The sequence below is a fragment of the Steroidobacter gossypii genome, assembly GCF_016801985.1.
Taxonomy (GTDB): domain Bacteria; phylum Pseudomonadota; class Gammaproteobacteria; order Steroidobacterales; family Steroidobacteraceae; genus Steroidobacter; species Steroidobacter gossypii.
Genome location: NZ_JAEVLS010000004.1, coordinates 22,133 through 40,402, shown reverse-complemented (window position 1 = coordinate 40,402; position 18,270 = coordinate 22,133). Strand labels below are relative to the sequence as shown.

Here is an 18,270-nt window from a genome sequence, read left to right as displayed (position 1 = left end):
AATGACAGGCAAGGGAATGCACAAGCGGTTACTGGAATCCGGCATTGCCGTCATCGGCATGGCGGGGCGCTTCCCTGGTGCGCGCAGCCTGGACGAGTTCTGGAGAAACATCCGTAACGGCAAGCTGTCCCTCAGGACGTTCACCGATGCCGAACTCGAGGCGGTGGGCGTGAGCCAGGCGGAGTTGCGCCATCCCAATTACGTCAAGGTCGGCGCCTACATCGACGACATCGATCAGTTCGACGCCGGCTTGTTCGACTTCAGTCCACGGGAGGCGGAGATCACTTCGCCGCAGCAGCGAATCCTGCTCGAGTGCGCCTATCACGCGCTGGAGGACGCGGGCGTCTGCCCCGATAAGTACCGGGGCAACATCGGCGTCTTCACCGGCGTCGGCGTCAGCTCTTATTTCTTCCAGAATCTGATGTCGCATCCGGAGATCGCCCGTGAGCTGGGGCGCAAGACGGTGCAGTTCGGCAATGACCTCACGTTCTCGGCGACCCAGGTCTCCTACAAGCTGAATCTCACCGGGCCGAGCATCAATATCGCCACTGCCTGTTCTACATCGATCGTGGCGATTCATCTGGGGTGCCGCAGTTTGCTCGACTATGAATGCGACATCGCGCTCGCTGGCGCCTCGCAGATTTCCGTCAATCACGACCGCGGATATCTGTATCAGGAAGGAGGGATTCTTTCCCGTGACGGACGGTGCCGGGCATTCAGCACGCAGGCGACGGGCACCGTGAGCGGCAACGGCGCCGGCATCGTGGTGCTCAAGAGATTGGAGGATGCGATCGAGGATCGCGATCACATCAGCGCGGTCATCCTCGGCTCGGCCATCAACAACGACGGCGATGACAAGGTGGGTTATTCGGCGCCGAGCGTTTCCGGCCAGGTCAGAGTCATTGTCGAGGCCCAGGCCGCCGCCGGCGTCGAGCCGGCCGATGTCACCTACGTGGAAACGCATGGCACGGCCACGCCGCTGGGCGATCCGATCGAGGTGGCCGCACTGAGCCAGGCCTTCTCGCTCAGGACGTCGGCCAGACAGTACTGTGGTATTGGGTCGCTCAAGTCGAACCTGGGGCACATGGGCACGGCTGCGGGCATCGGCAGCTTCATCAAGACTGTGCTGGCGTTGAAGCACCGGCAGATCCCGCCATCGATCAACGTCGTCGAGCCCAATCCGCAACTGAATCTGGAGCAGACGCCGTTCTATCTGAATACCAGCTTACGCGCGTGGCCGCCGACGGAGCGCGGCCGCATCGCAGGTATCAGTGGCTTCGGCATGGGCGGTACAAACGCGCACGTCGTGGTGCAGGAGTGGGCGGAACCTTACGAAGAGCGCGCGTCGGGCTCTCGCCCCGAGATTGTCACGTTGTCCGCCCGAACGCCCGCGGCGCTCGAGCAGATGTGCAGAGATCTTCTGGAGTACGTCGCGGATACGCGCTTCGATCTCGCCGATATCGCATACACCCTTGCACTGGGTCGCCGGGAGTTTGCATATCGGATCGCACATGTCGCCACCGACAAACGAGACCTCGCCGCACAACTGACACGAACGATCGGTGCAGGGATAGAACTCTGTCCCGCCAGCGCCAGTTCACGTGTCGTGTTCATGTTTCCGGGTCAGGGTGCGCAGCACGCCAACATGGGCGCAGCACTCTACGCCAACGTGCCGTTTTTCCGAGAACAGATCGAAAGATGTGCAGCCGTGCTGGCGCCTCTGAACGTCGATCTGATGAGTTTGATCTATGGCGACGACGTGGAGCGCATCGCTGCCGGCCTGGAACGCACGGAGAATGCGCAGGTTGCTTTGTTCTCGGTCGAATACGCGACTGCAAGGCTGTGGATGGAGTGGGGAGTTCAGCCTGTGGGCATGATCGGCCACAGTCTCGGCGAGTATGTGGCGGCTTGTATTGCAGGTGTGATGTCGGTGGAAGATGCGCTTGCACTGGTGCTCGCGCGAGGCAGGCTCATGGAAGACACGCCACCCGGCCGCATGATGTCGGTCGAGCTATCGCCCGACGAGCTCGATCCATATCTGTCTGAGAATCTGTGCGTAGCTGCAGTCAACGCCCCGCGCGTTGTCGTGGTTTCCGGTGATCCGGAGTCGATCCACAGCCTCGAGCTTGCGCTCGGAGAAAAACATCTCCAGTGCAAGATCGTGAACGGCCGCAATGGTTTTCACTCCCGATTGTTAGATCCCGTGCTTGGGATGCTCGCGGAACGGGTTGCGCAAATCCGACTGCAACCGCCGAGTATCCCCTTTGTTTCCAATGTCACCGGCGACTGGATCAGCGATGCAGACGCCTGCGATCCGCAGTACTGGGTGCGGCATGCCAGACAGGCGGTGCTGTTCTGGCCCGGCATCCGGACCATCGCGGCCGGAGGCGAGTTCGTCTACCTGGATATCGGTCCGGGCGCAGTGACAAGCTCACTGCTGAGCATGTGCGCGACGGATCCTGCTTTCGCACGGCGGCCCGCGTGTTTCAGATCGTCACCGGGTCCGCGCGAGAACGTCGACGGACATGAGTACATGGTCAAAGCAGTCGCAGGGCTGTGGATGGCGGGCGTCGCCATCGATTGGGAGAACTACTACGGCGGCCGGGAGCTTCGCAAAGTGCCCGCGCCTCTATATCGATTTCAGCGCGAGCGGTACTGGATCGAGGAGAACCGGAGCGCCGGGAAAGCAGCCTCTTATTATCCGGATGCGATGCAGGAGCGACTGCCGGAGGAATGGATCTACGTGCCGCTTTGGAAGCAGATCCCGGCTCCCGCATCAGCCCGCAAGCCTGTGCGTGGCGCTTCTGTGCTTCTGGTGGGCGAAAGTCGTGACTATATGACGGCGCTCTCGCGCTATCTGCTGGAGCATGGCGCACGCGTCACACGCGTGACGCCAGAGTGCGCTGATGATTTCGAGACGACGCTGCAGAGCCTGGCTGCGGAAGGCGCTGCGCCGGACTACATCATTTTTTCTTGCGATCTCTCTCCATACAGCATCGATGATGGATACACCGGGCGTCGCTTCCAACGCTTTCACGACCTATGGTCCTTGCAGAGAGCTGTCGCGAAGATGCAGGCGCACGAGATCCGCGAAACGCGCCTGGTCTGCATCGGAGCCGGTCGCGCCAGCATCCGTGGCGACGAGTTGCTCGATCCGGTGAGCTTCGCGGTCGCGTTGCTCTGCCGAGTCATCGGCCAGGAGTTCGAAAGCACCTCATGCTGTTACGTGGACGTGGACCCCGATCCATCACTCGCGCAACTCGAGGCGCTGGTTGCCGAAGCTTTTTCGGAGTCGAACGAAACGCTCGTTGCCTTGAGAGGGGCGCAGCGCTATGTCGAATACTTTCATCGGCACGAGGTCCAGGCTGCGCCGGAGCCGGCGTCTTTCAGGAAGCGCGGCGTTTACTTAATCACGGGCGGCTTGGGTGGAATCGGCATGCAGCTGGCCCGCTTCCTCGCCGAGAACTATCAGGCGCGGCTGATCCTGCTTGGAAGGAATCCGCTCGTCCGACAAGAGGCGGGCACGCTCGTCGCCATGGATGAAAGCAACGAAGCAATGACATTGCGCAGCGAGCTCAGGGGATTGCAAGCATTGGGCGCCGAGTTGCTGATCGAAGCCGTCGATGTAGCGAACTCCCGTCAGCTTGCAGCCTGTGCTGCAAGGGCCGAGCGAAAATTCGGAGCAATCAACGGCGTCATCCATGCCGCCGGAATCGCAGGCGGCGGTTTTATACAGAAGAAGACCGAGGAGGAGATCGACGGCGTGCTCGCACCGAAGGTGCTCGGCGCGCTCAACCTGCTGGCCTGCTTCCGTAGCAAACCGTTGGACTTCATGTTCCTTTGCTCGTCCCAGAATGCCATCAAGGGCGGCGTTGCGCGTGCCGATTACGGCGCCGCCAATGCGTTCCTGGATGGGCTCGCAGCCCGCGAGGCGACGAAGGTTCCGTTCCCGCTGCAGTCGATCAACTGGTGTCAGTGGCGGGAGACGGGCATGGCCCACAGGAGCCAGCGTTCAAGAGATGACGTCGCGGACGCCAAGTCGCGCGACTCCATCAGCAATGTCGAAGGAACGAAGTTGTTCTCGATGCTGGTGGCTGCCGCTTTGCCGCGGGCGATCGTTTCGAAACGAGATTTCTCCAGCGCCATCGCCGAGCAACCATCGAGTCGTGACTTGCTGAATATGCCGGTGCGCGAGCCGGCCGCCGCGCAACGGCGCCCAGCCCACTTGAGCAGCGATTTCGTGGCGCCGAGGAACGAGCTGGAGGCAGCCATCGCCGGCATCTGGTCGTCCTTGCTGGGCGTGCGGCCGATTGGAGCGCACGATCAGTACTACGAGCTCGGCGGCAACTCGCTGCTTCTGGCGCAGCTGGTGATGCAGTTGTCGCAACGCTTCGACGTGAGAATTTCGTTGCAGCAGGTGCTGGAGGCGCAGACCGTCGCTTCGCAGGCGGAGATGGTGCTCGCGGCCAGAGCCAAGAGCATCCACGTGGCCGAGCTGGATCGCATCCTGGCCGAGTACGACGGCGCAGAGGCGGCCACAGGGTAGCGTCGAGGTTTCCGAGGGAATGGAATGAAAACCAGTGAAGTTGTGTTGGAGAAGATCAGCAGGTTGTCACCGGACCAGCAGGCGTTCGTGGCGGACCGGCTTGCAGGCATCGTGCCTGAGGCTCAACCCGATGCGATCCCGGTGTTCGACAGAAGCGTCGATGCGCCGGCTTCCTATGCACAGCGCGCGCTGTGGCTGGCGATCCAGCTGGATGGGCCGAGCCCGAAGTACAACATGGCCAGCTCGTACGAGCTGCAGGGACCGCTCAACGTCGATGCGCTTCGACAGGCCTTCCGGGACATCGTCGCCAGACACGAGTCGTTGCGGACTACCTTTCGGGAGCAGGACGGAACGGTGTACCAGGTCGTTCATGACGCCGAGACGTTTGGCTTCGATGTCGTCGTGGAGGACTGGAGGTCTTGCGAGATCGTCGAAGACCAGGTCCTGGAGAGGGTTCGCGCCCATTCGCAGTCGTTGCTCGATCTGGTCGAGGGCCCGCTGATTCGCGTCAGCCTGCTGCGGCTTACGGACACCAGCGCACGGTTGCTCATGAACATGCATCACATCATCTACGATGGCTGTTCCAAGGGCCTGCTGTTGAAAGAGCTCTATACACTCTATGACTACTATCGTCACCGAGGGATAGCCCCGTCACGAGCCGTCGACGGACCGTCGCTGCCGGAGCTGCCCATTCAGTATCGGGATTTCTCGGCATGGCAGCAGCGCTCAGTCGCTCTCGATGAGCAACTGGCGTTCTGGAAACGAGCGTTGCAGGGCGCGCCGGAGCTGATCGCGCTGCCGTCGGACTTTCCGCGGTCTCGCAATCACGGCGATGCAGGCAGCAGTGAGCGCCTGCTGCTCGGTAAGGAGCTTTCGGAGAAATGGCTGGATGTCGGCCGCCGACTATCGGCGAGCCCGTTCATGACTGTGCTCGCAACTTTGTCGATTCTGTTGTCGCGCTATAGCGGGCAGTCCGACATTGTGATTGGCACGCCGGTGGACAATCGCACGCGTCGTGAAGTGCAGAAGGTCATCGGCTACTTCCTCAATACCCTCGCGCTCCGCTGCAGCGTCGATGAGCGCATGAGCTTCGAAGCCATCCTTCGTCAGGTCAGGAAGACTTGCATCGAAGCGTATGCCAACCAGGAAGCGCCGTGGGAGCAGGTGGTCCAGGTCGTCAATCCCGCGCGCAGCGTCAGCCACACCCCGCTGTTCCAGGTCATGCTGGTGTTTCAGAACTCAAGCTCGCACGATTTCGTGTTGCCGGAGCTCACGATCACAAAGACGGGCGCCGGCACGTCGACCACCAAATACGATCTGTATCTCACCCTGGTGGAGACGCCCAACGGCCTGGAAGGCTGGCTGACCTACAACACGGCGTTGCTGCGTCGAACGACCATCGAGCGCTTCATCGGCGACTTCAAGGCGCTGGCGCGGGAAGTGTCGGAAGCGCCGGACCTTGCGCTTCGACGCATTCCGATGATGTCGGACACCCAGCGGGATTTTCTCGATCGATGGAATCGGACCGAACGAGCGTATCCGCGGTCGTCGGTCGCCGAGTTGTTCCGGCTGCGCGCACTGGAGCATCCCGGAAAAATCGCGATTCACCACGCTGGCGGTTCGCTTACGTTCGGGACGCTGGAAGAGCAGGCCAACGAGCTGGCGGCACAGATTCGGGAACACGACATCCAGCCCGGCGCGACGATCGCGATCTGCATGCCGCGCTCGCCGGAGATGATCAGCAGCATACTGGCTGTCTTCAAATGCGGCTGCTGTTACGTGCCGCTCGATCCAGCACTGCCAGCATCGCGTCGTGCATTCATTCTGGAAGACGCCCGGCCGCAGCTGATGCTGACCACGTCGCAGGCCTCGGAGTCGCTCCGCGCCGGGCCGATCCCTACGGTCTTTGCCAATGCCCGCTCCAGACCGTTTCGCCCGCCCGTCACAGCAGTGGAAGTCGAGGAAGGCTCGGCGGCGTACATTCTATATACCTCGGGATCTACCGGTGTGCCGAAAGGCGTCATCGGAACGCATCGTGGGTTGCTCAACCGGCTGCAATGGATGTGGGATGAGCTGCCATACGGTACGGACGAAGTGGTTTGTCACAAGACCACGCCTTCGTTCGTGGATTCCATCGCCGAGGTCTGGGGCGCGCTACTGCGAGGCGTTCCCGTCAGCATCTTTCCTCAGGACGAGCATTTCGATCTGTACGAGTTCGTCGAGCATCTTGCGGCTCGCGCAGTTACACGAGTCGTGCTCGTGCCCTCGCTGCTGCAATCGATCCTGCTGTACTACCCGAATCTCGGCGAGAAATTACCGTCGCTACGACATGTCACGGTCAGTGGCGAGGAGTTGCATGGCAGCCTCGTGGAGCTGTTCGCCAGGGCAGCGCCCAAGGCGGAGCTGTTGAATTTGTATGGATCGACCGAAGTGGCGGCGGACGTGACCTATTGCCGCCTGACTGGCAACGCAGGCTCGAGTGAGATCGTGCCCATCGGCAAGCCCATCGCCAACACGCGAATGTATGTATTGGACCATGAGCTGCGACCTTGTCCGATCGGCGTCAAGGGGCAGTTGTACGCGGGCGGTGCCGGGCTGGCGTGGGGTTATCACGGCAAGGCCTCGCTCACGGCAGAACAGTTCATCCCGGATCCGTTTGGGCCGAGCGGTGCGAGGCTCTATCGCACGGGCGACCATGCTCGGTATCTGGACGACGGCAACATCGAGTATCTCGGGCGAGTGGACCAGCAGGTCAAAGTGCGCGGCATCCGCGTGGACCTGCGTGAGATCGAGAGGACACTGCTGTCCCTGCCGTCAGTGGTACAGGCCGCCTGCACCAGCAGTGTCTCGGAAGCGAACGGCGTGGCCATCCACGCCTATGCCTGCATCGACGAAGACGCGTCGGTCAGCCGCCTGTCGCTGGTGACTCAGCTGCGGAACGCGCTGCCCGAGTACATGGTGCCGGCGACGATCGATCTGCTACCGATGCTGCCATTACTGCCGAATGGCAAGGTGGATCGAAAATCGCTTCCGGCGCCGACCCATGGCGACATCGGCGCCGAAGCGTTCTTCGAGCCGTCGACGCAGACGGAGATCGCCATGGCGCAGATCTGGAGCAGCGCTCTGGGCACGCCCAGAGTCGGTCGCAACGCCAACTTCTTCGATCTGGGCGGACATTCGCTGGCGGCGACCAAGGTCGTCGCGGAGGCGCGCAAACGATTTGCGGTGGAGCTGAAGGCGCGCGATGTCTTCGACCTGCTGACATTGGAACGGCTGGCCGCCCGGGTGGACGAGATTCAGGCAGCGACCCGGCTGCTGAGCGCCCGCGACGATGCCGACCTGGAAACCATCGAGATCTGACCTGGCAGCGGAGCCTGACGATGCGAATCGATAACACCCTGCCGGAAGCGAGGATCGACCTCGACGCTCGGCATCAGCCATTCCCGTTGCTGCCCATTCAGCAGTCCTATCTGTTCGCCAGAAACTCGAGCGGCTATCTCGCGGGTATCGCGACCGGGCCGTACTACGAAGTCGAGTTCGATCATCTCGACGTCGCGCGCGTTGAAAAGGCATGGAATCGCTTGATCGAGCGGCACGAGATGCTGCGCGTCGCATTCACCCCCGATGGGGAGCAATACCTGCGCGAGCAACTTGATTACAAAATCCGCTACTACGACCTCACCGGGCGCGATGCCACCGAGGCAGAGCAGGCGCTCCAGCGCATTCGCGACGAGATGCTTCACACCAGTCTGCCGCAAAGCGGACCGCTGTTCGACCTGCGTGTCTCGAGATCGGCTGAGCGAAAGTTCCGCATGCACTTTACGCTCGACATGCTGGGCAGCGACCTCGGCAGCCTCGTGATCATGATCCTCGAGTTCGGCCGCCTCTATGCGGATCCCGATGCGACCCTTACGCCAAAGCAACTCTCCTTCCGAGACTATGCGCTCGCATTTCAAGAGATGTCGGCGAGCGCTGCCTACCTGGCCGATCGGCAATACTGGATGGATCGCCTGGCCGATTTTCCCAACGGGCCGGATCTGCCGCGGCTGCAGGAGCCTGCGGCGGGCACGCAAAGATTTACCCGGCATGCTTTCACACTGACGCCGGATGAGTGGACGCTCGTGAAGCGGCGTTCGCGCAAGCTCGGAGTACCTCCAACCGTGCTGTTGCTGACGGTGTTTGCCGAGATCCTCAGCCGGTGGAGCAGGACCAAGCGATTCGCGGTGAACGTCACGATGATGAACCGGCTGGCAGTGCACGAGGAGGTCGAGCAGCTCGTGGGTGAATTCACCTCGAACATTCTGCTGGAGATCGATGCCTCTCGCGAGGCTTCTTTGGCGGAGCGGGCACGGGCCATCAAAACGCAGCTGAGAGACGACGTCCGACACGGCCTGTTCAGTGGCGTCGAGTTCATCCGCGAGCTGTTGAGAGCGCGCAGCGGTGGATCGGCTGTGCGCATGGACGTTGTGTTCACGAGCTATCTCAGATTCGCGGAGCCGTATCGGAAGAATTACACCTGGCGCAACGACAAGGATCTGAGCACAGCGAAATTGGGATACAACCACACGCGGACCAGCCAGGTCGCCATCGACCATCAGGCCTGCGAGATGTTGGATGGAAGCGCGCTGATCTGGTGGGACTCCGTCGATGAATTGTTTCCACCGCGGTTGATGGATGACATGCTCGAGAGCTACGAGAGCATGCTCCGCAGGTTGTGTACGGAACAAACCGCGTCGGCCGGCATGCTCGACGAGCTGCCGCTGCGCCAACGGAAGATCCGAGAACAGGTGAACGCCGACCGGCAGCCGATAAGCGCTGACCTACTGCATACGTTGTTCCAGCAGCAGGCGGTGAAGACGCCTGCGAATCCTGCGATCCGTACCGACGAGATGGAGATCAGCTACGCACAGTTGGACCGCTGGTCCAACGCTCTCGCGTTGCAGCTCATCGATGCCGGCGCCGCGCCGAACACGTTGATCGGCGTGCTCATGCGCAAAGGTTGGCAGCAGGTGGTCGCGGTTCTTGGGATCCTCAAGGCGGGCGCTGCATACATGCCGCTGGATGCCGATCTGCCGCCGCTGCGGATCACCGGGTTGCTCGAGCAGGGCGAGTGCCGCCTGCTGGTGAAGACACCCGATCTCGGCGCTTCGTGCGCGCCGGAATCGGTCCAGAAAGTATTCGACGTCAGTGTGGAGACGCTTCGCGACCTGCCGTCCGGATCACCGGTGTGTCGCCAATCCATCGAGGACATCGCCTATGTGATCTTCACGTCGGGCTCCACGGGAACGCCAAAAGGCGTGGTCATCGACCATCGCGGCGCCGTCAACACGGTGCTGGACATCAACCGTCGCTTCGGTGTGGGCGAGCAAGATCGCGTGCTGGCGCTGTCGTCACTGGGCTTCGATCTGTCGGTGTACGACATCTTCGGGCTGTTGGCGGTCGGTGGTTGCATCGTCTATCCGCATCACAGCGAGATGAAGAGTCACGACAAGTGGTGGTCGCTGATCCAGCGCCATGGAGTCACGGTATGGAACACCGTGCCCGCGCTGATGCAGTTGCTGGTGGACGATTGCGAGCTTCACAAGTCTCGTCATCTGCACGGGTTGAAGCTGGTGATGATGAGCGGCGACTGGATTCCGGTGTCGCTGCCGGGCCGGATCTTCGACCTGGTCAAGCCGGAATGTCAGGTCATCAGCCTCGGCGGCGCCACGGAGGCTTCCATCTGGTCCATCTACTATCCAATCCGCGAGCGGACCGATAGCTTGCGATCGGTGCCGTATGGCAAGCCGCTCGCAAACCAAAGCTTCCACGTGCTCGATGAGCATCGCCGGCCGTGCCCGGATTGGGTGAGCGGCGATCTGTACATCGGTGGAATCGGCGTCGCGAAGGGCTACTGGAAAGACGCGGAGAAGACGCGCAACAGCTTCGTTACCATCGATGGCGAAGTTCTGTATCGAACGGGCGATCGGGGCCGCTATATCGAGGATGGCAACATCGAGTTCCTCGGCCGCGAGGACAAGCAGGTCAAGATCAACGGGCATCGCATCGAGCTGGGCGAGATCGAGGCCAAGCTTGGCGAGCACGAGGGCGTGCTGGCGTCCATCGTCATTCCCAGCGAAAGCCGGGATCGACTCATTGCCTATGTCGTCCCTGCCGGGCAGGAGGCGGCGCCTTGCGAGCAGAGTACCGTTTCCGGAGCAACGATCAGCGCGCCAGCGGAGCGCGCCCGTTTTGTTCTGGAGCGCAGGGGTGTTCGCAAGCTCGATGCAGGCTACGCGCGTGTCGACCTGGAGCAAACTGCGTCGGCGGCAGATCCGGGTTCGGGGAAGGTTTCCAAGCAGCAGCTGTCCAGACTGCTATCGGTGCTCAAACAGGAGATGTTTGATGACAGCCCGGTGCCGAAGTATCGATATCCGTCCGCGTCGAGTTTGTATCCGGTGCAGCTGTATCTACGCGTGAATGCGGCTGTCGGCGACCTCCTGCCGGGCTTTTATTATTATTCGAGCAGTGAAAACGCTCTGGTCCGCCTGGCCTCGATGCCCGTCCTGCCAGACCGGGGTGGCGACGACGCGGAGCTGCGTGCCTTCTGGCTGGCCGATTTCGCAGCGATTGCGCCGATGTATGAGCATGAGCTGGCGAGGCAGATGACGCTCCTGGAAGCCGGTTACATGCACGCTGCCTTGGTGGAGGAGGCGAACCACCTTGGCCTGGCGCTGGATACCACGTGGCACGGATGGATCGAGGGGCCGTTTTCCGATGAGATGCCGGAGGCTTCGATCCTGCTCGGTTCGGCGCGAATCGATGTAAGGCCACCGGCCCCACGGGGGGAACAATGGACGGTGTTGCAGCGGCAGAGCTTCCGAACGTTCTCAGCCGCTCCGCTTTCGGGGTCGCAACTTTCGTCGCTATTGCGCTTGTTGCCCGTGCGCGATGAATACAGATATCTGTTGTATCTCAGAAGCGGCATCGACGAGTCCATTGCCGGCGGCGCGTGGTATGAATATCACCGCTCGACCGATCGCGTGCGGTTGCTCACGAGCGCCGACGAATCAACCGTAGCAGCGATGTATAACGCGCAGAATGCGCGCACATTCCTGGCATCGGCCCTTTCGTTGCTCATTACCTGTCGAGAACAGGAGAGTCAGCAGGCTGCAGACGCACGAAGGATCGAGGTGGGCCAGATCGGCCAGAGGTTGATGTCACGGTGCTGGCGATTCGGCGTCGGCGTCTGCCCGATCGGTCACATTGAGACGCACGGAGCGACGATTTCTGGCGACGTAGATGTCGTGCACAGCTTCCTCGGTGGCGCGATCGAGCCGCAGCAGTTGGAAAGCTGGCAACCCGAGAACATGCCAGCAGGCGCGCTGTTGACGGAGCGCGCATTGAAAACCTTCCTGCGCCAGAGACTGCCTGCGTACATGGTGCCGAGCGCATACGTTTTTCTGGAGGCGCTGCCGCTGACCGCCACCGGTAAGGTCGATCGCAGGGGTTTGCCGCAGCCGGACGGTATACAGGTCAACGAGGATACTTACGAAGCTCCGCAGACGCCGGTTGAAACGGCGATTGCGAAGGTGTGGATGGAGCACCTCGAGGTTCCGAGGATAGGGCGCACCGACAATTTCTTTTCGCTGGGCGGCAATTCCCTGCTCGCCATGAAAGTGGTCGCGCGCTTGCGAGCTGAGCACGGCCTGGATGTCAATCTGCTGCAGATGTTCGAGAACCCGACCGTCGAGGAGTTCGCGAGGCTCGCCTCACGTACCGGCGTGGCACAGCACGAAGACGAGCTGAATATATTCTCTGTACGGCAGGCCTATCTGTCCCGGCAGACGGGCACGGATCTGCGCTTTCCCGTCAGCCGTGGACAGCAGCAATTGTGCGCTCACGAGCAAATGGCCGGAGCCAGGTCGACTTACAACATCATGTTGACGATGGAGTTTCGCGACGCTCCTGACGCTCACATCCTCGGCGCCGTGTTCCGCTCGTTGCTGGAGCGGCATGAAGTGCTCAACGCCCGGATCAGCGTCGAGGACGGCCGCTTCTGGCAGCGCTTCGTGCCGCAGGATCGGCTGGACGTGCCGGTCGCTTCGGTGCCGGGGAGCAGTCGCGATGAAGTGAGGAAGAATCTGCAGCATTTGCTAAATGTCGAGGCAGAGCAGCCATTCCAGATACTGGGCGGAGCACTGATTCGCTTCCGAATCTTCGGCTTGCGGGACGATGAGCTCGTGGCCACTTTGACCGTGCATCACGTCATCGCCGATTATCTTTCAGTCGAGGTCCTGCAGCGCGACCTGGCCAGCATTTATCGCAATCATCGCCTCGGTGCGGTCGTCGAATCGCGACCACGGAAGCTACACTTTGCGGATTTCGTATTGTGGCAGGAACATTTCCTGGAGACGCAACGAGCGCAGGAGCAGATCGACTACTGGCGACAGCGTCTCGGCAACGTGCCGCGCATGGAGTTTCGGCGCGGGCATGGTGGCGCGACCGGGCAGTTCTGTAAGACACACGCCTACTCGTTGGACCCCGCGGCCGTCGCTGCGCTGAAGGCGGGCAGCCGACGTTCGGATGTCACGACGTTCATGTATGGTATGGCCGCGCTTCATCAGGTGATGGCTGTCCAATGCAACCAGAGCGACATCATTATCGGCACGCCGATCAGCACGCGCGCCGTCCAGGAGCTGGAAGACGTCGTCGGGCTGATGCTCAACACCCTCGCCGTCAGGATCGACGCCGGGCCGGAGTGCTCCGGCGAGCAGCTGCTCACGACCGTCAGGGAGCGCTGCCTGGGCGCGATCAGGAACAGGGAGGTGCCGCATGAGGTGGTACTCAAGAGCCTGCCCGGCCCGCAGCCTCTTTATGCCGGGAATCTCTATCGGGCTCGGTTTGTGTACAGAAACACCGGCGCGGGTGGCGAGCACGGCGACATCGAATTCAAACAGACGCGGCTGGGGCAATCGGACGCCAAGTTCGATCTGCTGGTGACATTGAACGATATCGACGGAACGTTGTATGGTGAGTTCGAATATCGGGATTCGCTCCTGGACGAGCAGACGGCCGCCATCATGGCGGAACAATTCGTACGCGCCTTGGGGTGGTTGACGGAGCATCCGGGCGAGCCCCTCGCGAAACTGAGCGCGGCGCTGCACGACCTGGAGCGGCAGCGCGACCGGCAAGTGAGGGAGCTTGCAAGGCAAAAGCGTCAGCAACAGCTGGATGCATTCATTCGTTAGCAAGGACCGGCCAGACTCGATATGGATTTCGTCCGAGAAGATCTGAAGCGCGACAAGCACAAACGGCGGCTGAGGTATTCGGCGGCCGGCATCAGCGTGCTCGTCGGACTGGCCGTATTCATCGGTACGCTCGAGCCGGCGGCTCCGTCGGTGGAACAAGTGTCTCTATACATCGACACGGTTCGGCGCGGCGACATGCTGTTGCAAGTACGTGGTCCGGGGGTGCTGGTCCCGCGAGAAGTGCGCTGGATTGCTGCGGCGAGCGAGGCGCGAGTGGATCGCGTGGTCGTGAAGCCGGGTGCGCCCGTCGAGCCCGACACCGTACTGGTGGAGATGAGCAACCCAGAGCTTGCACAGCAGGTCATGGAGGCGAAGGCGGCAGTCTCGGCGGCCGAGGCTGATTACGCGGCGTTGAAAGTTGAATTGCAGTCGAACGTACTGAATCAGAGAGCCGTGCTGGCAGCGGCGCAGGCAGAATACGAAGGCGCGCGGTTGGAGGCCGAAGCACGCGAGGATGTGGCCCGACAGGGCATCATTCCAGCCGTTGAATATCGGCGCATGGAGCTGGCGGCAGAGCAGTTGAAAGTGCGCGCTGGAGTGGAGCGCGAGCGTATAACGATCTTGCAGCAGGCGGTCGAGGCACAGCTGCGCGCGGCCACGGTGCGGCTGGAGCAACAGCGTCAGCAATTGACGCTGCGAGAGTCTCAGTACGCGAACTTGCACGTGCGCGCCGGCATCGCCGGAGTGTTGCAGTCGATGGATGTGGAAGTCGGTCAGCGGGTGACGCCAGGAACAAACATTGCTCGCGTGGCGCGTCCGGACGAACTGATGGCCAAACTGCGCATCGCCGAGACGCAGGCAAAGGATATCCGAATAGGGCAGACGGTGGAGATCGACACGCGCAACGGCGTAGCAAAAGGGCGTGTGACTCGGGTCGACCCCGCAGTACAGAACGGCACTGTGCAGACCGATGTCGAGCTCGTCGGTCCCTTGCCTCCGGGCGCGCGGCCGGACTTGTCCGTGGACGGAACGATTCTGATCGAGCGATTGAGCAACGTGCTGCACGTGGGGCGTCCGGCCTTCGGGCAGGCGGGATCGACGCAGCGTCTGTTCCGCGTTCAGCCCGACTCGGCGACCGCGGTCCGCGTCCCGGTGACGCTGGGCAAAGTGTCGGTGAATCAGGTGCAGATCCTGGATGGCTTGAACGTCGGCGATCGCGTGGTGCTGTCCGATACCTCGCAGTGGGACGATTACGATCGCATCGAGCTGGAATGAGCAACTTTCGACCGAGGGAATGGCCATGAAGGATGAGGCGCAGCCGCTGATCCGACTCACGAACCTGAAGAAGATCTACTACACCGACGAGGTCGAGACTCATGCGCTCGCCGGGGTGAACGCCGAGATCGCGCGCGGGGAGTTTGTTTCCATCATCGGGCCCTCCGGTTGCGGCAAGTCGACGCTGCTCAGCATCCTGGGCTTGCTCGATACGCCCACCGAAGGGCGCTACATGCTCAACGGCACCGCCATCGAGGACCTCAGCGCCGCCATGCGAGCGAAGATCCGTAATCGCGAGATCGGCTTCATCTTCCAGGGCTTCAACCTGATCGGCGACCTCACGGTTTTCGACAACGTCGAGCTGCCGCTGACGTATCGCGACGGCATGTCGCGCGCAGAGCGCAAGGAACGAGTACAGGCGTCCCTGGAACGCGTCGGCATGTCACATCGCATGAAGCACTATCCGGCGCAGTTGTCCGGCGGTCAGCAACAACGTGTGGCAGTGGCGCGTGCGCTGGTCGGACAGCCATCGATCCTGTTGGCCGACGAGCCGACAGGTAACCTCGATTCGCGCAATGGCGATGCGGTGATGAAGCTGCTGGAGCAGTTGCATGCGGATGGCGCGACGATCTGCATGGTGACTCACGATCAGCGATTCGCGGTGTGCGCCAAGCGTCGCATCGCGATGTTCGACGGCCAGGTCGTGGATGAGCAGGCGCTCGAGGAGTTGCGCGCCAACGAGTTGCGGCAGCCGCTCTCGGAACAAGCGGCGGCCAGGAGTGCAGTCTGATGCAACCGGTCTTTCAGGAGATGCGCCATGCCTTGCAGAAGCTCCGCAAGGACCTGGGGTTTACGGCACTGGCGGTGCTGACCCTTGGCCTGGGGCTCGGCGCCACGTTGTATATGTTTACTTTCGTGAAGGCGTACCTGCTTTCCTCGTTGCCATTTCCGGACGCGGAGCGCATCGTGCACGTCGAGCAGGTGAACACCCGTCGCGGCGACGACGGCATCGCCATCACCCAGCGCGATTTCGTCGAGTTCGGGCGCGTACAGCAGAGCTTTGTGGAGCTGGCTGCTTTTCATATCGCGAACGTGGGCCTGGCCGATGACGAGCTGCCGACGCGACTGGCGGGGGCATATATCTCGCCGTCCGCCTTCGACGCCATCCAATCCGGCGCTCGCATGGGGCGCGTGCTGTCGCCCGCGGATGCGCAGCCAGGGGCGCCGCCTGTCATCGTGATCGGTAACGACATCTGGAGGAACCGCTACAACAGCGATCCGCAAGTGCTGGGTAAAACCATCCGTGTGAACGGCGTGCCCACCTCCATCGTGGGCGTGATGCCGGAGGGCTTCGAGTTTCCGTTCAACCAGAGTATCTGGATGCCCTTGCAGATCGACATGACGCAGCCGGCCGGTCCCGACAGCCCGAGACTGCAGGTGTTCGGCCGCCTGAAACCCGGCGTCACCTTGGAACAGGCGGCCGCCGAGTTTGCGAACATCTCGAAGTCGCTGGGAGAGATGTACGAAGAGAACAAGAACCTCACCACCGTCATCAAGCCGTTCGAGGATGCCTACATTTCCAAGAGCGCGCGGACGGTGGTGGGTGCGATGTTTGCAGCGGTGTTGTTCGTGCTGCTCATTGCCTGCGCCAATGTCGCCAATCTGATCCTCGTGCGGACCGCTGCTCGACAAAAGGAAATCGCGGTTCGCGCCGCCCTCGGCGCGAATCGTTGGCGCATCGTGACGCACGTACTCACGGAGAGCGTACTGCTCGCAACGCTGGGTGCGCTGATGGCTGCGTTTCTGGCGGAACGTGGGCTCGACATCACCAACCGGGCTCTCATCGCCGCCGACAAGGAGCGCCCGTTCTGGGTGGACCTGAGCATCGACTGGAAGGTCCTGGTGTTTGCCGCCGCGGCCGCCATTCTCACAGGTGTGATCGCGGGCCTGGTGCCGGCGCTGAGCGCGACCCGTACGGACGTGATTCAGTACTTGAAGGACGGCGCGAAAGACACCGGCATGTCGGCATCCAAGATCAGCCGCGCGATGGTGATCGTGGAGGTCGGGTTGTCCTGCATTCTGCTGGTCTGCTCGGGACTGATGATTCGCAGCGTGGTGAATCTGCAGAACGTGGATCTGGGAATCGACAACACGCAGATGCTGACGGGTCGGATCAGCCTGCTCGAAACGAAGTATCCGGACCCGGCGTCGCAGTTGCGGTTCTTCGAGAACCTGGTGGACAGGCTCGAGGCAGACCCGGGGGTTGTCGCTGCTTCCGCGGCCTGGTCTTATCCCGGCATCGACGGCCGACTCACGCCTTACCGTACCCGCGCGATGGCTGGCGCTGAGCCGGACGATCTGCCGCCGACCAACTACGCAGGGGTCATGAGCAACTATCTGGACGTGGTTGGATTGAAGCTGGTGCGAGGCCGTTGGTTCGATTCGCGGGACCGTGCCGATAGCGCGCCCGTCGCGGTGATCGATCAGGGATTTGCCGAGCGCGCCTTTCCCAACGTCGATCCGATCGGACAGGAAATATTGCTCGGCGGTCGTGGCAACACCAATGCGCAGTGGCTCACGATTGTTGGCGTAAGTTCGCGAGTGCTGCTCGATCAGGCGAACGATCCCTATCATCCGGCCGTGTTCGTGCCGCTGTCGCAGGCTCCGTCACGATTCATGACCGTGGCGGTGCGCACGGTGGGCGAGCCGATCAACTTTGCACAGCGTCTGCGGGAGACGGTTTCTGCGCTCGATCCCGACACGCCTGTGTATTGGGTGCGCACGCTCGACGATTGGATATGGGTCGCAAATTTCACGCCGCGACTGGTGTCGATTCTGTTCGGAATATTTGCGCTGATCGCGCTGATTCTCTCGGCCGTCGGCGTCTACGGCGTGCTGGCTTATTCCGTGACCCAGCGCACTCTGGAAATTGGGGTGCGCCGGGCAGTCGGGGCGAGCGGTAGCCGGATCATCAACCTGATCGTAGGGCAGGGCATGCTGCAATTGAGCCTCGGGCTCGGTGTCGGGCTGCTGCTGGCGATGCTGTTCTCTCGCTTTCTCTCGAGCATGTTGCATGGAGTTTCGGCCTTCGATCCGTTCACCCTCGGGTCGGTCGTCGTGGTGCTGATCGCCGTCGGCCTGTTCGCTTCGCTGATGCCCGCGTTGCGCGCGATACGCGTCGATCCGGTCAAGGCATTGCGGAGCGAATGAAACGCTTGC

General features: G+C 61.8%; 6 protein-coding genes. All 6 read left to right on the top strand.

Annotated elements, in window-relative coordinates:
• Nucleotide 1 precedes the first annotated feature (1 nt).
• Genes JM946_RS17555 through JM946_RS17530 form a run of 6 tightly spaced genes read left to right on the top strand, consistent with a single transcriptional unit; the run spans nucleotide 2 to nucleotide 18,261 of the window.
• The gene (locus JM946_RS17555; protein WP_203168654.1) at nucleotides 2-4,546 is read left to right on the top strand and encodes a type I polyketide synthase; all 4,545 of its coding nucleotides are present in this window, start codon (nucleotides 2-4) and stop codon (nucleotides 4,544-4,546) included.
• A gap of 24 nt (nucleotides 4,547-4,570) precedes the next feature.
• The gene (locus JM946_RS17550) at nucleotides 4,571-7,906 is read left to right on the top strand and encodes a non-ribosomal peptide synthetase (protein ID WP_203168653.1); all 3,336 of its coding nucleotides are present in this window, start codon (nucleotides 4,571-4,573) and stop codon (nucleotides 7,904-7,906) included.
• 20 nt (nucleotides 7,907-7,926) lie between these two features.
• Nucleotides 7,927-13,776: a non-ribosomal peptide synthetase gene (locus JM946_RS17545; protein WP_203168652.1), complete on the top strand. Its 5,850-nt coding sequence runs from the start codon at nucleotides 7,927-7,929 to the stop codon at nucleotides 13,774-13,776.
• A gap of 21 nt (nucleotides 13,777-13,797) precedes the next feature.
• Nucleotides 13,798-15,051 (top strand): efflux RND transporter periplasmic adaptor subunit, encoded by a 1,254-nt coding sequence (locus tag JM946_RS17540; protein WP_203168651.1) that lies wholly within the window; start codon nucleotides 13,798-13,800, stop codon nucleotides 15,049-15,051.
• 25 nt (nucleotides 15,052-15,076) lie between these two features.
• A complete protein-coding gene (locus tag JM946_RS17535; protein ID WP_230979810.1) occupies nucleotides 15,077-15,841 on the top strand; it encodes an ABC transporter ATP-binding protein in 765 nt (254 codons plus the stop codon).
• Entirely contained in the window at nucleotides 15,841-18,261 is a 2,421-nt protein-coding gene (locus tag JM946_RS17530) for an ABC transporter permease (protein WP_203168650.1), read from the top strand. The genes JM946_RS17535 and JM946_RS17530 overlap by 1 nt, the downstream gene beginning before the upstream one ends.
• Nucleotides 18,262-18,270: the final 9 nt, after the last annotated feature.

Coding starts and splice junctions, on each gene's coding strand:
- JM946_RS17555 (WP_203168654.1), top strand. CDS start 2: ATGACAGGCAAGGGAATGCACAAGCGGTTACTGGAATCCGGCATTGCC.
- JM946_RS17550 (WP_203168653.1), top strand. CDS start 4,571: ATGAAAACCAGTGAAGTTGTGTTGGAGAAGATCAGCAGGTTGTCACCG.
- JM946_RS17545 (WP_203168652.1), top strand. CDS start 7,927: ATGCGAATCGATAACACCCTGCCGGAAGCGAGGATCGACCTCGACGCT.
- JM946_RS17540 (WP_203168651.1), top strand. CDS start 13,798: ATGGATTTCGTCCGAGAAGATCTGAAGCGCGACAAGCACAAACGGCGG.
- JM946_RS17535 (WP_230979810.1), top strand. CDS start 15,077: ATGAAGGATGAGGCGCAGCCGCTGATCCGACTCACGAACCTGAAGAAG.
- JM946_RS17530 (WP_203168650.1), top strand. CDS start 15,841: ATGCAACCGGTCTTTCAGGAGATGCGCCATGCCTTGCAGAAGCTCCGC.